Below are 18,295 nucleotides of genomic sequence, written 5' to 3'. Positions count from 1 at the left end.
CGTCGATGGACGGATCGACGAACGGACGAATCGGCTGGCAGGACCTCCCGGTCGGTGTGCAGCGCGGGGTCGAGCGGATCATCGGCGACGAGGTCGTCGAGTGGCATTCGCAGCCAGGCGGATTCTCCCCCGGCACGGCGGATCGGGTGGTCACCCGTGGAGGTCGACGCGCGTTCGTCAAAGCGTGCGGCACGTCCCTCAATCCTGACACGCCGACGATCCACCGCCGCGAGATCGCCGTGATGGAGGTCATCCCGGCTGATGCGCCCGCTCCGAGCATGCTCGGCAGCCTGGATGACGACGACTGGGTCGCGATCGTCCTGGAAGATGTCGCCGGGGCTCAGCCGCAGGCGCCGTGCAATGCTGACGAGATCTGGGCGGTCCTCGACACCGTGGCACAGCTCGATGACCTCGAGGTCCGCGACCCTCAGCATGTGCTCCCCTACGCGAGCGTTGATCTCGCCGGGACGTTCGGCGGGTGGCGGCGCATGTTGGAGGACGGGACCGAGCTGCCCGCCGGGTGGAGCGAGTCCCGCGTCGCGTGGCTCGATCGGTTCGCGATGGGCGCGCTTCCGGCGCTCGACGGCGACGGCCTGATCCACACGGATCTCCGCGCGGACAACATCCTCGTCACGAGGGACGGCGGCATCGTCATCGTCGACTGGCCGTGGGCCAACCGCGGGAGAGCGTGGTTCGACGGGGTCGGTGTGCTCGGCGATGCGCTGCTCGGGCGCCCGACGTTCGACGCCGACGCCATCATCGTCGACCATCCGCTGTTCGACGGCGTCGAGCGTGATGACCTCGACGGCGTCATCGCGGGTCTCACGGGCTACTTCATCGACGCGGCCAAGCGTCCGGCCCCTGCCGGACTCCCCACGATCCGTGATGCTCAGCGGCGCCAGGGAGCAGTCATGCTCGCCTGGTTGGAGCGCCGGCTCGATCCCCGACGCTGAGCACGCGCCGGAACGACGAAACCTCCGTTCGCGTGAGACGCCCGGCTGGGATGCCGAGTGTCTCACGCGAACGGAGGTCTCACCGTGGTGGCGTGTATCCGGATCAGGCGAGGCTGATGAGGTCCGAGTAGTCCTTGGTCCAGTGGTCCTCGACGCCGTCGGGCATGATGAGCACGCGTTCCGGGTTCAGCGCCTCGACGGCGCCCTCGTCGTGGCTCACCAGGACGACCGCGCCCTCGTAGTGCGCGAGCGCGTCCAAGATCTCGAGGCGGCTGGCCGGGTCGAGGTTGTTGGTGGGTTCGTCGAGCAGCAGCATGTTGGCGCCGGAGACGACGATCATCGCGAGTGCGAGACGTGTCTTCTCGCCGCCGGAGAGCACACCGGCGAGCTTGGCGGAGTCGTCACCCGTGAAGAGGAACGATCCGAGCACACGACGCGCTTCCATCTCGGTGATGTTCGGCGAGGAGGAGACCATGTTCTCCAGCACGCTGCGTTTGACGTCGATGGTCTCGTGTTCCTGAGCGTAGTAGCCGACGCGGAGTCCGTGGCCTGGTTCGAGGCGGCCGGTGTCCGGCTTGTCCACACCGGCGAGGATACGGAGGAGCGTCGTCTTGCCTGCACCGTTGAGACCGAGGATCACGACCTTCGAACCGCGGTCGATCGCGAGGTCCACCGCGGTGAAGATCTCCAGGGAACCGTAGCTCTTGGACAGGTTGCTCGCCATGAGCGGCGTCTTGCCGCACGGGGCCGGCGTCGGGAACCGCAGCTTGGCGACGCGGTCCTGGGCGCGGACCTCCTCGAGGCCGGAGAGCATCTTCTCGGCGCGAGCCACCATCTGGTGGGCGGCTGCCGCCTTGCTCGCCTTCGCCCCGAACTTCGCAGCCTGGAGCTGCAGCGCGGTCGCCTTCTTCTCGACGTTGACGCGCTCCTTCTTGCGGCGCTCCTCGTCGGCCTCCCGCTGGCGGAGGTAGTTCTTCCAGTTCATGTTGTAGACGTCGATGACCGTGCGGTTCGCGTCGAGGTAGAAGACGCGGTTGACGGTCTCGCCGACGAGCTCGATGTCGTGGGTGATGACGATGAAGCCGCCCTTGTACTGCTTCAGGAACTCACGCAGCCAGACGACGGAGTCGGCGTCGAGGTGGTTCGTCGGCTCATCGAGGATCATGGTCTGGGCATCGGAGAAGAGGATGCGCGCCAGCTCGATGCGCCGACGCTGACCTCCGGAGAGGGTGCTGAGCGGCTGGTCGAGGATGCGGTCGGGCAAATTCAGGTTGCTCGCGATGGACGCAGCCTCCGCCTCGGCCGCATACCCGCCGAGCGCGTTGAAGCGGTCGGTGAGGTTGCCGTACTTCTTCATGGCCGCGGCGCTCACTGCCGGGTCGTCGCTCGCCATCGCGAGGCTGGACTCCTGCATGCCGAGCGCGAGCTGGCCGAGGCCGCGTGCGTCGAGGATGCGCGTGCGCGCGAGGTCCTCCGGGTTGCCGGAGCGCGGGTCCTGCGGCAGGTAGCCGATCTCGCCGGTACGGTCGATGCGGCCCTTGGTCGGCAGCGTCTCCCCCGCGAGCGTCTTCGTGAGCGTGGTCTTGCCAGCGCCGTTGCGGCCGACGAGGCCGATCTTGTCGCCGTCGGAGACGCGGAAGTTGACGCCTTCCATCAGCACGCGTGCCCCCACGCGGATTTCAAGGTCGTGCACACTCAGCAAGGCGTAGTCCATTTCTTTGGGTGCGATGCGGCGACGTGGCGGCAACGCGGAAGGGTGGGGGTCAGCCTTCTATCCTAAACCGTCTGGGCGCATCGGAATTCCCCTCCGAGCCGCCGGGACCGATGGGCAGGACTCGTGCGGCCCCGGACTCAGCCCCTGAGCGATGCGATGGCGCGGACCGCTGCCGAGATCGTTTCAGGCGCGCACGCGAAATTGAGCCGTGCGAAGCCCGCGCCCGGCGTGCCGAACGGCTTGCCTGCCTGGAGTGCGATGCGCGCCTCGCGCAGGATCCGTCTGCTCGGGTTGTCTCCCCATCCCAGCTCCGAGAAGTCGAGCCAGGCGAGGTAGCCGGCCTCTGGAACGACGTACCGGACCTCGGGCAGGTGTTCGGCGAGTTCCGTAGCGAGCAAGCGCCTGTTGTCGTCGAGCATCGCGAGGAGGCCGTCGAGCCACGGCTCTCCGTCCTCGAACGCGGCGATGCTCGCGAGGAGCCCGAACTGTCCGGTCCGCCATGACACCTCGACCGGCATCCCGGACAGGACGGCGCGATGCTCGGGTGAGGCGCTGATCATCATGGCGCACTTCAAGCCGGCGAGGTTCCACGCCTTGCTGGCCGCGAGCACAGAGAAGCCCTGACGTCTGGCATCGTCCGAGACGCTCAGGAACGGGGTGAACGTCGCATCGGGTTGGGTGAGCGGTGCGTGGATCTCGTCGCTCACAACGGCCACGTCGTATCGTGCGGCGAGAGCGGCCACGGCGATCAGCTCCTCCCGCGGGTGCGGGCGGCCGATCGGGTTGTGCGGATTGCAGAGCAGGTACGCTGTGGCACCCGCCCGGAACGCGGCTTCGAGGCCGTCGAGATCGAGGGACCAACCGGCGTCACGCCGGACGAGCGGCACCTCGACGACCGTCCCGCCGGCCTCTGCGACGAGCTCAGGGAACGGCGGATAGATCGGCGGATTGATGACGACGCCGTCTCCCGGCGAGATCACTCGACGGAGGATCTCGACGATGCCCATGCTGACGTCGGCCGTGGTGAACACCGAAGCCGGGTCGACGTCCCAACCCCAGCGGCGCTCCGCGAATGCTGCGAAGACCTCCGGCAACCGGGTCCTGCTGGCGACGTAGCCCGCATCTCCGCGGTCGATCGCCGCATGGAGGGTCTCCCGGATGACGGGCGCGAGCGGCGCGTCCATTTCCGCGACGAACATCGGCACGACATCCGGCGGATACTCCGACCACTTCTCGCTCGTCCGCGAGCGGAGCACGTCGATGGGGTCTGCGGCGACGGATTCCATACCCTCGACCCTAGTCCGCGCCCATGACACGCGAAAACGCGGGTGGGAGTGATCCCACCCGCGTTCAGCGGTTGCGGTGCGACGTCAGATCGCGAAGCCGAGGGCGCGCATCATGTCGCGGCCGTCGTCGGTGATCCGCTCAGGACCCCAGGGCGGCATCCACACCCAGTTGATGCGGAACGCCTCGACAACGCCGTCAAGCGCCTGACCGGTCTGCTCTTCGAGCACATCGGTCAGCGGGCAGCCGGCAGAGGTCAGGGTCATGTGGATGATGAGCGCGTTGTTCTCGTCGTCCCAGCCGAGGTCGTAGATCAGACCGAGGTCGACGACGTTGATCCCGAGCTCTGGATCCATAACGTCCTTGAGCGCTTCCTCGACCTCGTCGAACTTCTGCGGACTCAGTGTTGTTACCATGTCGTTATCTTAGCCCCGGTGGCGCTAGACGGTGGCGGTATCGTCCGACGGAGCCGCAGCAGACTCGCCGTCCGCATCGACCAGGAAACGGTCGTAACCCTCGTCCTCAAGACGGTCGGCGAGCTCAGGGCCGCCCTGCTCCGCGATCTGCCCGTTCACGAACACGTGCACGAAGTCCGGCTTGATGTAGCGGAGGATGCGCGTGTAGTGCGTGATGAGCAGGACGCCGAGACCGGTGTTCTCCTTGGCGCGGTTGACGCCCTCAGACACGATCTTGAGCGCGTCGACGTCGAGTCCGGAGTCGGTCTCGTCGAGGATCGCGAAGTTCGGCTTGAGGAGTTCGAGCTGCAGGATCTCGTGGCGCTTCTTCTCTCCACCGGAGAAGCCCTCGTTCACATTGCGCTCGGCGAAGGCCGCGTCCATGCGGAGGTCCTTCATCGACTGGCGGACGTCCTTGATCCACGTGCGGATCGCAGGAGCCTCACCGTCGATCGCCGTCTTGGCGGTGCGGAGGAAGTTCGTGACCGTGACGCCCGGGATCTCGACGGGGTACTGCATCGCGAGGAAGAGGCCGGCGCGTGCGCGCTCGTCGACCGACATGGCCAGGACGTCTTCGCCGTCGAGCGTGATCGATCCGCTGTCCACCGTGTACTTCGGGTGGCCGGCGATCGTGTACGCGAGGGTGGACTTGCCAGAGCCGTTCGGGCCCATGATGGCGTGCGTCTCACCCTTGTTGATGGTCAGGTCGACGCCGCGCAGGATCGGCTTGGTGCCCTGGTCGGTCTCGACGCTGACGTGCAGATCGCGGATTTCAAGTACTGACATGGTGCTAGATCTCTTTCGTTGCGGTCGGGTCGATGTAGATGTCGCCGTCGACCAGTTCGACGACGTAGACGGGGACCGGCTCGTAGGCCGGGAGGGTGAGCGGCTTCCCCGTGGTGAGGGAGAACTGGGAGCCGTGCGCCCAGCACTCGAGGTTGCCGTCCTCGACGAAGCCCTCTGACAGGGAGATGTCGCCATGCGTGCAGGTGTCGCCGATGGCGAAGACGTCGTCATTCGCATCGCGGACGAGCGCGATCGGCACGCCGTCCACCACGACCCGTTTGGCCTGGTTGACGGCGAGCTCGTCGAACGAGCACACCTTGGACGCCACTACTGCTGCGCTCCGCCCTGGGCGCCGGTGGACGCTGAGACCGGGGTGCCGAGCAGTTCGGCCTCGATTGCATCCTGCAGGCGTTCCTGCAGGGCTGCGTCACCGATCTGCTGCACGATCTCCGTGAGGAAGCCGCGGACAACGAGGCGCCTGGCCTGGTCCTCCGGGATGCCTCGGGCCTGCAGGTAGAACAGCTGCTCGTCGTCGAACCGACCGGTCGCACTCGCGTGGCCGGCGCCGGCGATGTCGCCGGTCTCGATCTCGAGGTTCGGGATGGAGTCCGCGCGGGTGCCGTCCGTGAGCACGAGGTTGCGGTTCTGTTCGTAGCTGTCCGTGCCGACCGCGCTGTTGCTGATGAGTACGTCACCGATCCACACCGTGCGCGCACCGGCGCCCTGGAGCGCGCCCTTGTACGTGACGCGTCCGCGCGTGTTGGCGGCGTTGTGGTGCATGTACACCTGCTGCTCGAGGTGCTGACCTGCGTCGGCGAAGTACACGCCGAGCGCTTCGAGGTCGGAGCCCTGACCGTTCAGGTGCAGCGTCGGGTTGACGCGGACGACCTTGCCGCCGAGCGACACGACGACGTGCTTGAGGCGGGCATCGCGGCCGATCGTGGCGAAGTGGTTCGCGAGGTGCACGGCTTCGTCGTTCCACCACTGCACGCTCACGACGGTGATGTCGGCCTGGTCGCCGACGACGATCTCGACGTTCTCGGTGAGACGGGCGTCGCCCGAGTTCTCGATGATGACGAGACCGCGGCTGAACGGCTTCGCGGTGATGACGGTGTGCGCGGCGCGCGGGCCGTCGCCGAGCGCGGAGCGCTTGACGACGACGGTCTTCGCCTCTTCGCCGTCGATCGTGATGGACAACGCCTGATCGAAGCTCGACCACGCATTGGCGGACGCACGCTCCTCTGGAACGCCGACGACGGCGATGCGGGCATCGGCCCGGTCGATCCATTCGAGGGTCACGCCGTCGACGTCATCGGCCTCGATGGGGTACGTGGAGCCGTCGAGCTCGCCGGCCGTGAGGTCGGTGAAGGTTCCGACAGGGCTGAGCTTCCACACGGCCTCGCGGCCGGTGACGGCTGCGAAGTCGTTGACGTCGAACGAGGCGAACCGCTCGGAGCGCGTCTGGACGGGAACGACCTTCCCTGCTCCGTCGCTGTGCGCCTTGATGCCGTGCTGGCCTTCGGGAAGTTGGGTCTGAGTCGGTGCTGCAGTCGTCATTAACCGACTGATCCTTCCATGCCCATCTCGATGAGCTTGTTGAGTTCGAGTGCGTACTCCATGGGCAGCTCACGAGCGATCGGCTCGATGAAGCCGCGGACGATCATGGCCATGGCCTCGTCCTCCGGCATGCCGCGGCTCATGAGGTAGAAGAGCTGCTCCTCGCTGACCTTGGACACCGTGGCCTCGTGGCCCAGCTGGACGTCGTCGACACGGATGTCGATGGCCGGGTACGTGTCGCTGCGGGAGATGGTGTCGACGAGCAGCGCGTCGCATCGGACCGTGTTGGCCGAGTGGTGCGCGTTCGCGTCGACCCGGACCTCACCGCGGTACCCCGCACGACCGCCGCCACGGGCGATCGACTTGGAGACGATCGACGACTGCGTGTACGGAGCCATGTGGATCATCTTCGCGCCGGCGTCCTGGTGCTGGCCTGGGCCGGCGAAGGCCACGGAGAGCGTCTCGCCCTTCGCGTGTTCGCCCATGAGGTAGATGGACGGGTACTTCATGGTGACCTTGGAACCGATGTTGCCGTCGATCCACTCCATGGTGGCGCCCTCGGCTGCCGTGGCGCGCTTCGTGACGAGGTTGTAGACGTTGTTCGACCAGTTCTGGATGGTCGTGTAGCGAACGCGGGCGTTCTTCTTCACGATGATCTCCACAACGGCGGAGTGCAGCGAGTCCGACTTGTAGATCGGGGCCGTGCAGCCCTCGATGTAGTGGACGTAGCTGCCCTCGTCGGCGATGATGAGCGTCCGCTCGAACTGGCCCATGTTCTCCGTGTTGATGCGGAAGTAGGCCTGCAGGGGGATCTCGACGTGGACGCCAGGCGGAACGTAGACGAACGAGCCGCCGGACCACACGGCCGTGTTGAGGGCGGCGAACTTGTTGTCGCCGGAGGGGATGACGGTTCCGAAGTACTCCTCGAAGAACTCGGGGTGCTCGCGCAGAGCGGTGTCCGTGTCCATGAAGATGACGCCCTGGGCTTCGAGCTCTTCGTTGATCTGGTGGTAGACCACCTCTGACTCGTACTGGGCTGCGACGCCGGACACGAGGCGCTGACGCTCGGCCTCTGGGATGCCGAGCTTCTCGTACGTGTTCTTGATGTCGTCCGGCAGGTCTTCCCAGGTCTGGGCCTGCTTCTCCGTCGAACGGACGAAGTACTTGATGTTGTCGAAATCGATGTCGGAGAGGTCTGCTCCCCACAACGGCATGGGCTTGCGCTCGAACAACTGCAGCGCCTTCAGGCGGCGTTGGAGCATCCAGTCCGGTTCGTGTTTGAGGCTGGAGATGTCGCTGACGACCTCGGTGTTGATCCCTCGGCGGGCGGAGGCGCCTGCTGCGTCGCCGTCGTGCCAACCGAACTCGTATTGTCCGAGTCCGTCGAGCTCCGGGCGTTCGATCAGGATGTCTGACATGTGTCCCTCTTTTCCTCCCTCGAGACAACCGCCGGGCGACGGTCGTCATTCCCTCCCCGCGACGCAGGCATGCCACATCGTGATGGGAAGGGAGTGTGCGGGCGGCTTCATTGCGTACCTACAATGTTCATGAACCATGGCGCTGCGGCCTCGGTCGTGGAGTATCCGTCTCCGCGGTCCGTTTCGCTGTCGCGCGCACCGTGAACCTCATAATCCTACAGGTTGCTGTGCGTTTTGGGTGAGGTCATCCTCATCATCCAGTCGAAGAGAACGAAGGACCACCTCTGTGTCAACGTCCGCCCCTGCGCCAGCCTCACCGTCGACCTCGGTCTTCTCCCGATTCGTGGCCTGGCTTCCTGCGACCGTGACCCGTCCCGTCCGGGTGTTCGCCTGGCTGTCGTTCATCTTCCAGGTGGTCCTCATCGGCACAGGCGGCGCCGTTCGGCTGACGGCGTCCGGGCTCGGCTGCCCGACGTGGCCGAAGTGCACGGACGGGTCGTTCGTGTCGACGCCGGAGATGGGCATCCACGGCATCATCGAGTTCGGCAACCGGACGCTGACGGGCGTCATCGTGATCATCGTCATCGCAGCGTTCCTGTCCGTCGTGCGGATGCGCAAGGAGCGTCGCGACCTCTTCTGGCTGACGCTGCTGCAGGGGCTCTCGATCCCCGCGCAGGCCGTCATCGGCGGCATCACGGTGCTCACCGGACTGAACCCGTACATCGTCGGGATGCACTTCGTGGTGTCGATCGTGCTGGTCGCGTTGACCGCGGCGCTGCTGTTCCGCGTCTACCGCGGCCCGAAGGGCTCCGTGCACGTCGTGCCGAGCTGGTACCGCATCGTCGCGCACGTCACGTCGCTCTTCGTGGCGATCACCGTCCTCTTCGGCATCCTCACGACCGGTGCAGGCCCGCACGCCGGAGACAACTCGAAGGACGTCCCTGCGCTCCGCAACGGACTCGACCCGGAGTTCCTGCAGCACCTGCACAGCTGGCCAGCGTACGCGACGTTCGCGGCGACCGTTGTGCTCCTGATCGGCGCGTGGGTGGTCGGTCGGGCGCAGATCCCCGTCGTCGGCGCCACCGTCGTGCGTCGGCTGCGCGTCGCCGTTGTGCTGCTCATCGCCGTCGAGTTCGTCCAGATCGCGGTCGGTCTGACGCAGGCGCGTCTCGGTCTGCCCGAGTTGCTCGTGGGCATCCACATGGTCCTCGCGGCACTGCTGGTCGCCGCCATGACGAACGTCATCCTGAGCCTGACGGTCCCCCGCGAGGTCGCGGCTCCCGCCGCTGAGTCCGAGCGCGCCGGAGCGGTCGCCGTCTGACCGTCTGCGCCACCACCATCGCTCGTCCTCTCGAGCACAACTCCTTCAATTCGAGCCGCCATCGGCGGTGGCCCGCGGAATTCCGCGGGTCACCGCCGGGCGACCGAGGAATTGAAGGAGTTGTGCTCGATGCCGGGGCTCGGGGTGCCGGACTAGTAGCGGTCGCGCATGCCGACGGCCGTGACGCGGACGACGGCCGTGCCGGTCTCCTCCGACGCGTCGAGGTCCACGTCGGCGTCGATCCCCCAGTCGTGGTCCCCGGCCGGGTCGGCGAAGACCTGGCGGACGTGCCACACCGAGCCTGACGCCTCGTCCGTCTCGTCGATCACGAGCAGTGCAGGGCTGCGCGCGTCGGCACCCGTCGGCAGCTGGCCGTGCTCCTCGAAGTACGGGTCCATCGCATCGGCCCAGGCGTCGGCGTCGAAACCCGCAGACTGATCGAGCTCGCCGAGCGCGTCGTAGCGTTCGAGCGATGCCATCTGCACCCGCCGGAAGAGTTCGTTGCGCACGAGCACGGTGAATGCACGCCGATTCGCCAGGACGCTGCGCGGCGCAGGCGGCAGGGAGTTGGCGATCTGATTGTGCTTGGCAGGATCGGGGTGGGACAGTTCCTCCCACTCGTCGAGGAGACTCGAGTCGACCTGGCGGACCAGCTCGCCGAGCCACTCGATGAGGTCGAGCAGCTCCTCGTCCTTGAACTCGTCCGGGACGCTCTGCCTGATGGCGCGGAACGCGTCGGAGAGGTAGCGGAGCACAAGCCCCTCCGAGCGGGACAGGCCGTAGAACGACACCAGCTCGCTGAAGTTGAGGGCGCGCTCCACCATGTCCCGGACGACGGCCTTCGGTCGGAGCTCCAGGTCGAGTGCCCAGGGCTGGGCGGCGGTGTAGCTCTGGAATGCGGCCTCGAGGAGCTCCTGCAGCGGCTTCGGGTAGGTGATCTCCTCCAGCAGCTCCATCCGCTGCTCGTACTCGATGCCATCGGCCTTCATCGCGGCGACGGCTTCACCGCGGGCGAGGTGCTGTTGCGCGAACACGATCGCCCTGGGGTCGTCGAGCGTCGACTCGACCACCGAGATGATGTCGAGGGCGAAGCCTGGCTGGTCGGGGTCGATGAGTTCGAACGCCGCGAGGGCGAAGGGCGACAACGGTGCGTTGAGTGCGAAGTTCGGTTGCAGGTCCACCGTGAGTCCGATGATCACCTCGCCGGTCTCGGGGTCGATGTCCTGGGTGATGACACCAGCGGTCCGCAGCGTCCGGTAGATCTCCAGCGCCTTCCGGGCCAGGGCGAACTGTTTGGCCCGAGGCTCATGGTTCTCGAAGACGAGGGTGCGCACGGTGCCGAAGACGTCTCCCCCGCGGGCGATGACGTTGAGCAGCATGGCGTGGGTCATCTGCATGTGGCTCGTGAGCGTTTCCGGCTCGGCTGCGACGAGGCGTTCGAAGCTCGGCTGCCCCCAGGAGACGAACCCCTCCGGAGCCTTCTTGCGGACGATCTTGCGTCGCTTCTTCGGGTCGTCGCCGGCCTTCTCGATCGCCTTGAGGTTGTCGCTCTCGTGCTCCGGCGCCTGGATGACGACGGTGCCGGCCGTGTCGAAGCCGGCCCTGCCGGCGCGCCCGGCGATCTGGTGGAACTCTCGCGCGTTCAGCTGGCGCATCTTCGTGCCGTCGTACTTCGTGAGGGCGGTGAACAGCACGGTCCTGATCGGGACGTTGATGCCGACGCCGAGTGTGTCCGTCCCGCAGATGACGCGCAGCAGGCCGCGCTGGGCGAGCTGCTCGACGAGTCGGCGGTACTTCGGCAGCATGCCGGCGTGGTGCACGCCGATCCCGCTGCGCACCAGACGTGACAGTGTCGTGCCGAACGCCGTGGAGAAGCGGAAATCGCCGATGGCCGCCGCGATCTCGTCCCGCTGCTCCCGGCTGACGATCTTGATGCTCGTGAGCGCCTGGGCCCGCTCCAGCGCCGCCGCCTGCGCGAAGTGCACGATGTAGATCGGCGCCTGCCCCGTGTGGAGCAGTTCTTCGACGGTCTCGTGGATGGGGGTCGTCGCGTAGGAGAAGTGGAGCGGAACCGGTCGCTCGACACCGGTCACGATGGCGGTCTCCCGCCCGGTGCGACGGCTGAGGTCCGCGGACAGCTCGGTGACGTCGCCGAGGGTCGCCGACATGAGCACGAACTGCGTGTCGGGCAGCAACAGCAGCGGCACCTGCCAGGCCCACCCGCGGTCCGGGTCGGCGTAGTAGTGGAACTCGTCCATCACGATCTGGTCGATGCCGGCATCCGAGCCGTGGCGCAGTGCCAGGTTGGCGACGATCTCGGCGGTGCAACAGATGATCGGGGCGTCGGAGTTGACCGAGGAGTCCCCCGTCACCATGCCGACGTTCTCAGCGCCGAACGCTTCGACGAGCGCGAAGAACTTCTCGCTCACGAGGGCTTTGATCGGGGCCGTGTAGTAGCTGCGCCGTCCGGTCGCGAGGGCCTGGAAGTGCGCGCCGGCAGCGACGAGGGACTTGCCCGTCCCCGTCGGCGTGGAGAGGATGACGTTCGCGTCGTCCACGATGCCGATGAGGGCTTCCTCCTGTGCCGGATACAGCGACAGGCCGTCGTGCTCCGCCCACTCGACGAAGGCGTCGAAGATCGCGTCGCTCGTCGGATCGTCCGGGAGGTGGTCGACGAGCGCTGTGCGCACCGGATCGACGAAGTCCTCGTCCCTCGGCTGGTCGGCTTCCTCGCTGACGATGCTCACGCCGCTCAGAACGGCAGCAGCGGGTCGATGCCGACGGCGAGGAACAGGAGCGTCAAGTACGTGATGGAGCCGTGGAACACGCGCATGGGCGACACGTTCTCGTGGCGGATCGCGAGGTTGTACAGGCGGTGGGTCTCGTAGACGAACCAACCACCGGAGACGAACGCGACGACGCTGTACAGGATGCCCATGTCGGCGACGGGGATGAGGAGCAGCGAGCACACGACGGTCGCCCACGCGTACAGGATGACCTGCAGGCCGACCTGTGCGCGGCCGCGCGTCACGGCGAGCATGGGGACGTCGACGGCCTTGTAGTCGCTGCGGTACTTCATGGACAGCGGCCAGTAGTGCGGCGGCGTCCAGAGGAAGACGACGCCGAAGAGGATGACGGGGGCCCAGGTGAGCGAGCCGGTGACGGCCGACCATCCGATGAGCACCGGGAAGCATCCGGCGATGCCGCCCCAGATGATGTTCTGCTCCGTGCGGCGCTTCAACCACAGCGTGTAGATGAGAACGTAGAAGAGGATGGCGCCGACGGAGAGTGCCGCAGCGAGCCAATTGGTGGTCAGCAACAGCCACACCGTGGAGACCACGCCGAGGGTCCACGCGAACACGAGCGCTTCACGCGGCGTCACCTCACCGGTGACGAGCGGCCGCTTCTTCGTGCGGTCCATGACCGCATCGATGTCACGATCGAAATAGCAGTTGAACGCGGCGGCTGAACCGGCGCTCAACGAGCCGCCGATGACCGTCGCGATGACGAGCCACAGGTTCGGCAGGCCGCCCTGGGCGAGGATCATCACCGGGATGGTCGTCACCAGGAGGAGTTCCATCACGCGGGGCTTCGTGAGGGCTACGTACGCCTTCGCCTTCCGCGAGAACCCGATCTTTGCGGGTCGGACCCGTTCTTCTACTGCGACGTCCATTGCTCCTCTAACCATGTCTCGGGGACACGTCTCGCCCGCAATTCTATGCCAAAGCTGGGAGTGCGCCGGTCCCGCATGACGAAAGGTGCCCCCGTCAGGTGTGCGTTTCGCTATGCTGGGAACGCTCGCTAGCCACCGTGCAGCGTCCTCCCGAGCTTCCGAAACGATGCTCGTGGCGTGCGCGGCGCGGGCGCCGAAGACGTCGTGGGCACGCGAACGCACAGTAGGGGCCGGCGGCGACGCTGCCGACACCCTGTTCCGATGAGAAGGGTCAGTATTCAGTGGCAGCTCTGCAGTGGGATCCCATTGACAACAAAGCAGTCGACACGGCGCGTGTTCTCGCCGCCGATGCGGTCGAGAAAGTGGGCAACGGTCATCCGGGCACCGCGATGAGCCTCGCTCCAGCCGCTTACCTGCTGTTCCAGAAGGTCATGCGGCGCGATCCGCACGACCAGCACTGGCTCGGCCGGGACAGGTTCATCCTGTCGGTCGGACACAGCTCGTTGACGCAGTACGTCCAGCTCTACCTCGGTGGCTACGGCCTCGAGCTCGAAGACATCGAGTCGCTCCGCACCTGGGGTTCGAAGACTCCCGGGCACCCGGAGTTCGGACACACCGACGGCGTCGAGATCACGACCGGCCCGCTCGGCCAGGGCCTCGCGTCCGCCGTCGGCTTCGCCTACGCCTCGCGCTTCGAGCGCGGTCTGTTCGATCCTGAGGCAGAAGCGGGCAAGAGCCCCTTCGACCACTTCGTCTACGTCATCGCCGGCGACGGCGACCTGCAGGAAGGCGTCACGAGCGAGGCTTCCTCGCTCGCCGGCCACCAGCAGCTCGGCAACCTCATTGCGATCTACGACTCCAACCAGATCTCGATCGAGGACGACACCAACATCGCCTTCACCGAAGACGTCAAGGCCCGCTACGAGGCCTACCACTGGGACGTCCAGGTCGTCGACTGGAAGAAGACAGGCGAGTACGTCGAGGACGTGCACGCCCTGAACGACGCGATCGAAGCGGCCAAGGCCGTCACCGACAAGCCGTCGCTCATCATCCTCAAGACGATCATCGGCTGGCCGGCACCGAAGAAGCAGAACACGGGCAAGATCCACGGTTCGGCTCTCGGCGCTGAGGAGCTCGCAGCGGTCAAGGAAGTCCTCGGCTTCGACCCGGAGCAGAACTTCTTCGTCGCTGACGAGGTCATCGAGCACACGCGCAAGGCCGTCGACCGCGGTGCCGAAGAGCACGCGGCCTGGCAGGTCCAGTTCGACGCGTGGGCTGCAGCCAACCCCGAGCGCAACGAACTCCTCCAGCGCCTGCTGGCCGGCGAACTCCCCGAGGGCGTCGAAGCGGCTCTGCCCGTCTTCGAGGCAGGCAAGGACGTCTCGACCCGCGCAGCATCCGGCAAGGTCCTCAACGCACTCGGCGGCGTGCTGCCGGAACTGTGGGGCGGCTCGGCCGACCTCGCGGAGTCGAACAACACGACGATCGAGGGCGGCGCTTCGTTCATCCCGAGCGAGCACTCCACGCACGAGTGGACGGGCAACCAGTACGGTCGTGTGCTGCACTTCGGCATCCGTGAGCACGCGATGGCCGCCATCCTGAACGGCATCGTGCTCCACGGCCCGACGCGCGCGTTCGGCGGCACCTTCCTCATCTTCAGCGACTACATGCGTCCGGCAGTCCGTCTCGCCGCGCTCATGAACGTGCCGTCCATCTTCGTGTGGACCCACGACTCCGTCGCCCTCGGCGAGGACGGCCCGACGCACCAGCCGATCGAGCAGCTCGCAACGCTCCGCGCCATCCCGAACCTCGCCGTCGTGCGTCCAGGTGACGCCAACGAGGTCGCATACGCATGGCTCGAGATCCTCAAGCGTCGTGGCGGCCCGGCCGGCATCGCGCTCACGCGTCAGAACATCCCGGTGTTCGAGCGTGGAGAGGGCGACGCCGTCGGCGAGACCTTCGCCTCGGCCGCGAACGTCGCCAAGGGCGCGTACATCCTCGCGGAGGCGCCAGGCGGCACGCCCGACGTCATCCTCATCGCGACGGGTTCCGAGCTCCAGCTCGCCGTCGACGCCCGTGAGGCGCTCCGCGGCGAAGGCGTCAACGCTCGTGTCGTCTCGGTCCCGGCCCTCGAGTGGTTCGAGGAGCAGTCCGCAGAGTACCGCGAGCACGTTCTGCCAGCAGCGATCACCGCTCGGGTATCGGTCGAGGCCGGTCTCGCGTTGACCTGGAAGAGCATCGTCGGCGACGCAGGTCGCACGGTGTCGATCGAGCACTTCGGCGCATCGGCCGACTACAAGACCCTGTTCCGCGAATTCGGTATCACGACGGAGGCCGTCGTCTCGGCCGCCAAAGACACGCTCGGCAAGTAGCCCGGGCGAAGGAGATAGAAGAACATGACTGAAACCCCCACCGCCCAGCTCTCCGCAGCCGGCGTCAGCATCTGGCTCGACGACCTGTCGCGCGAGCGCATCCAGTCCGGCGGACTGCAGCAGCTCATCGCCGACCGCAACGTCGTCGGTGTCACCACGAACCCGACGATCTTCGCTTCCGCGTTGAGCAACGGCGACGTCTACAAGGAGCAGGTCGCCGAGCTGGCAGCTGCCGGCAAGAACGTCACGGAGGCGGTCTTCGAGATCACCACCGACGACGTCGCAGAGGCGTCCAAGATCTTCCGCCCCATCTACGACTCGTCGCGCGGCTACGACGGCCGGGTCTCGATCGAGGTCGAGCCGGGCTTCGCGCACGACGCAGCCGCCACGATCAAGCAGGCGAAGGAGCTTTGGGCCAAGGTCGACCAGCCCAACGCCATGATCAAGATCCCGGCGACGGTCGAGGGCCTCGAGGCCATCACCGCCGTCATCGGCGCCGGCATCAGCGTCAACGTCACGTTGATCTTCAGCCTCGCCCGTTACCGCGAGGTCGTCAACGCGTTCCTCACCGGTCTCGAGCAGGCCAAGGCCGCCGGCCACGACCTGTCGACGATCCACTCCGTCGCCTCGTTCTTCGTGTCGCGTGTCGACACCGAGATCGACAAGCGCCTGGAGGCCGTCGGCACGCCGGAGGCCGTCGCACTGAAGAGCAAGGCAGGCGTCGCGAACGCTCAGCTCGCCTACGAGGCGTTCGAGCAGGAGTTCTCCAGCGAGCGTGCCACCGTCCTCCTCGAGGCCGGCGCGAACCGTCAGCGTCCGCTCTGGGCGTCGACCGGCGTCAAGTCCCCCGAGCTGCCTGACACGCTCTACGTGACGCAGCTCGTCGCAGACGGCGTCGTCAACACGATGCCGGAGAAGACGCTCGAAGCGACCTTCGACCACGGCGTCATCACGGGCGACACCGTCACCGGTTCCTACGCCGACGCGAACGGCGTCCTCGACGCGATCGCCGCACTCGGCATCTCCTACGACGACGTCACCGCGCTCCTCGAGAAGGAGGGCGTCGAGAAGTTCATCGTTTCCTGGAACGAACTCCTCGACACCGTGACCGCTGCGCTGGAGGCGTCCAAGTGAGCTTCAAGATCCACGTCAGCGGAGCTGCAGAGGAGGCCGTAGCGAACGTCGTCCCGACGCTCGTCGCCGACCTCGTCGCATCCCGCATCACGTCGCAGGACCCCACGCTGTGGGGCCCTGCGGCCGAGGCCGAGGCCGCCAAGCGCCTCGGCTGGACGGAGGCCGTCTCGGTCTCCCGTCCGCTCGTCGAGCCGATCCTCGCCCTCCGCGAGGAACTGCACGAACAGGGCATCAACCACATCGTGCTCGCGGGCATGGGCGGCTCCTCGCTCGCGCCTGAGGTCATCACGAACACGCTCGACGGTCAGCTGACCGTGCTGGACTCCACGGCCCCAGGCCAGGTGCTCAGCGCTCTTGCTGACCGCCTCGAGACCTCCGTGCTCGTCGTGTCCTCCAAGTCGGGCTCGACGGTCGAGACGGACAGCCAGCGCCGCACGTACGAGCAGGCGTTCCGCGACGCCGGCATCGACCCCACCGGTCGCATCGTCGTCGTCACCGACCCGGGCTCGCCGCTCGAGGCTTCTGCCAAGGACGCCGGCTACCGCGTCTTCAACGCCGACCCCAACGTGGGTGGACGCTACAGCGCCCTGACCGCGTTCGGCCTCGTGCCGTCGGGCCTCGCAGGCGTCGACATCGGCGCGTTGCTCGACGACGCGGAGTCCGCGCTGCTCGAGCTCGCGATCGACGACCCGTCGAACCCCGGCCTCATCCTGGGCGCCGCGATCGCCGGCACCTCTCCCCTGCGCGACAAGCTGGGCCTCATCACGGACGGCACCCACATCGTCGGGTTCCCGGACTGGATCGAGCAGCTGATCGCCGAGTCCACCGGCAAGATCGGCAAGGGCCTCCTGCCCGTTGTGCTGAACACGCTGGCCCCTGAACTCGAGGCGAAGCCGGCCGATCTCCAGATCGTCCGCATCGTCGACGACGCCCACGCGCTGCACCTGTTCCCGCGCGACCGCCACGAGGGCGAGATCCTCATCAGCGGCAGCCTCGGAACCCTCATGCTGGTGTGGGAGTACGCGACGGCCGTCGCCGGCCGCCTGCTCGGCATCGACCCGTTCGACCAGCCGGACGTCGAGTCCGCGAAGGTCGCGACGCGTGGCCTGCTCGACGCACGCCCGGAGCCCACCGCCCCCGCGTTCGTCGCAGACGGCATCGAGGTCCGCGGCAGCGCCGAGCTCCTGAACGGCGTCACGACGCTGTCCGGCGCCATCGACGCACTCGTCGCAACGCTCGGCGAAGACGGTTACGTCTCCGTCCAGGCCTACGTCGACCGCCTCGCATCGCCGCAGCTCGAGAGCATCCGCGACCTCGTCGCCGCGAAGGCCGGTCGTCCGACGACGTTCGGTTGGGGCCCGCGCTTCCTGCACTCCACGGGCCAGTACCACAAGGGTGGTCCAGCCACCGGCGTGTTCCTGCAGATCACCGAGACGGCACCCGTCGACCTCGAGATCCCCGCTCGTCCGTTCACGTTCGGTCAGCTCATCCAGGCGCAGGCAGGCGGCGACGCCCGTGTCCTCGCCGAACACGGTCGCCCGGTCCTCACGCTGACGCTCACGTCACCGGACCAGAACATCGTGTCCCTCTTCGACGCCGTCAACGAATAAGAACGACGCACTCTCAGC

The 18,295-nt window shown here is 66.9% G+C and carries 14 protein-coding genes; 5 read left to right on the top strand and 9 right to left on the bottom strand.

The features are described from left to right. The first annotated feature begins 5 nt into the window (after positions 1–5). Entirely contained in the window at positions 6–953 is a 948-nt protein-coding gene (locus ACL9RL_RS12090) for a phosphotransferase (protein ID WP_422780502.1), read from the top strand. 103 nt (positions 954–1,056) lie between these two features. Here ACL9RL_RS12090 and ACL9RL_RS12085 read toward each other — a convergent pair whose 3' ends face one another. The 7 genes from ACL9RL_RS12085 to sufB all read right to left on the bottom strand — a co-directional run bounded on the left by ACL9RL_RS12085 (position 1,057) and on the right by sufB (position 8,167). Continuing rightward, the gene (locus ACL9RL_RS12085; RefSeq protein WP_422780681.1) at positions 1,057–2,655 is read right to left on the bottom strand and encodes an ABC-F family ATP-binding cassette domain-containing protein; all 1,599 of its coding nucleotides are present in this window, start codon (positions 2,653–2,655) and stop codon (positions 1,057–1,059) included. Positions 2,656–2,804: 149 nt separating this feature from the next. After that, positions 2,805–3,953 carry a MalY/PatB family protein gene (locus tag ACL9RL_RS12080; RefSeq protein ID WP_422780501.1) on the bottom strand — a complete coding sequence of 383 codons (1,149 nt, stop codon included), beginning with the start codon at positions 3,951–3,953 and terminating at the stop codon, positions 2,805–2,807. Positions 3,954–4,037: 84 nt separating this feature from the next. After that, positions 4,038–4,367, bottom strand: a complete 330-nt coding sequence (locus tag ACL9RL_RS12075) for a metal-sulfur cluster assembly factor (protein WP_422780500.1) — start codon at positions 4,365–4,367, stop codon at positions 4,038–4,040. Positions 4,368–4,391: 24 nt separating this feature from the next. Beyond that, a complete protein-coding gene (gene sufC, locus ACL9RL_RS12070) occupies positions 4,392–5,192 on the bottom strand; it encodes a Fe-S cluster assembly ATPase SufC (protein ID WP_422780499.1) in 801 nt (266 codons plus the stop codon). 4 nt (positions 5,193–5,196) lie between these two features. Next, complete coding sequence (locus tag ACL9RL_RS12065; protein ID WP_422780498.1) at positions 5,197–5,520, bottom strand: non-heme iron oxygenase ferredoxin subunit; 324 nt, start codon at positions 5,518–5,520, stop codon at positions 5,197–5,199. Next, a complete protein-coding gene (gene sufD / locus ACL9RL_RS12060; RefSeq protein ID WP_422780497.1) occupies positions 5,520–6,749 on the bottom strand; it encodes a Fe-S cluster assembly protein SufD in 1,230 nt (409 codons plus the stop codon). Before sufD ends, ACL9RL_RS12065 begins: the two co-directional genes overlap by 1 nt. Then, positions 6,749–8,167 (bottom strand): Fe-S cluster assembly protein SufB, encoded by a 1,419-nt coding sequence (sufB, locus tag ACL9RL_RS12055; protein WP_422780496.1) that lies wholly within the window; start codon positions 8,165–8,167, stop codon positions 6,749–6,751. The genes sufD and sufB overlap by 1 nt, the downstream gene beginning before the upstream one ends. A 286-nt stretch (positions 8,168–8,453) precedes the next feature. On the opposite strand from sufB, the gene ACL9RL_RS12050 reads away from it, so the two are divergent. Then, positions 8,454–9,488 (top strand): COX15/CtaA family protein, encoded by a 1,035-nt coding sequence (locus tag ACL9RL_RS12050; RefSeq protein ID WP_422780495.1) that lies wholly within the window; start codon positions 8,454–8,456, stop codon positions 9,486–9,488. Between the two features lie 152 nt (positions 9,489–9,640). On the opposite strand, the gene ACL9RL_RS12045 is transcribed toward ACL9RL_RS12050, so the two are convergent. Together ACL9RL_RS12045 and ACL9RL_RS12040 are read right to left on the bottom strand one after the other, a co-directional pair. Further along, positions 9,641–12,178: a DEAD/DEAH box helicase gene (locus ACL9RL_RS12045; protein WP_422780680.1), complete on the bottom strand. Its 2,538-nt coding sequence runs from the start codon at positions 12,176–12,178 to the stop codon at positions 9,641–9,643. 62 nt (positions 12,179–12,240) lie between these two features. Next, positions 12,241–13,161, bottom strand: a complete 921-nt coding sequence (locus tag ACL9RL_RS12040; protein ID WP_422780494.1) for a heme o synthase — start codon at positions 13,159–13,161, stop codon at positions 12,241–12,243. Positions 13,162–13,442: 281 nt separating this feature from the next. Between ACL9RL_RS12040 and tkt the strand changes: the two genes are divergently transcribed. From tkt to ACL9RL_RS12025, 3 genes are read left to right on the top strand one after another with little or no spacing between them, the layout of a single operon-like run. Beyond that, positions 13,443–15,533, top strand: coding sequence for a transketolase (gene tkt, locus ACL9RL_RS12035; protein ID WP_422780493.1), 2,091 nt, complete (start codon positions 13,443–13,445; stop codon positions 15,531–15,533). 24 nt (positions 15,534–15,557) lie between these two features. After that, entirely contained in the window at positions 15,558–16,667 is a 1,110-nt protein-coding gene (gene tal / locus ACL9RL_RS12030; RefSeq protein ID WP_422780492.1) for a transaldolase, read from the top strand. Next, positions 16,664–18,277, top strand: a complete 1,614-nt coding sequence (locus ACL9RL_RS12025) for a glucose-6-phosphate isomerase (RefSeq protein ID WP_422780491.1) — start codon at positions 16,664–16,666, stop codon at positions 18,275–18,277. The genes tal and ACL9RL_RS12025 overlap by 4 nt, the downstream gene beginning before the upstream one ends. Positions 18,278–18,295 lie beyond the last annotated feature (18 nt).

The sequence above is a fragment of the Plantibacter sp. Mn2098 genome, from assembly GCF_049319745.1.
In the GTDB taxonomy this organism is placed as follows: domain Bacteria; phylum Actinomycetota; class Actinomycetes; order Actinomycetales; family Microbacteriaceae; genus Plantibacter.
The sequence above is the reverse complement of the archived record's forward strand: the minus strand, read 5'-3'. Positions and strand labels throughout refer to the sequence as shown.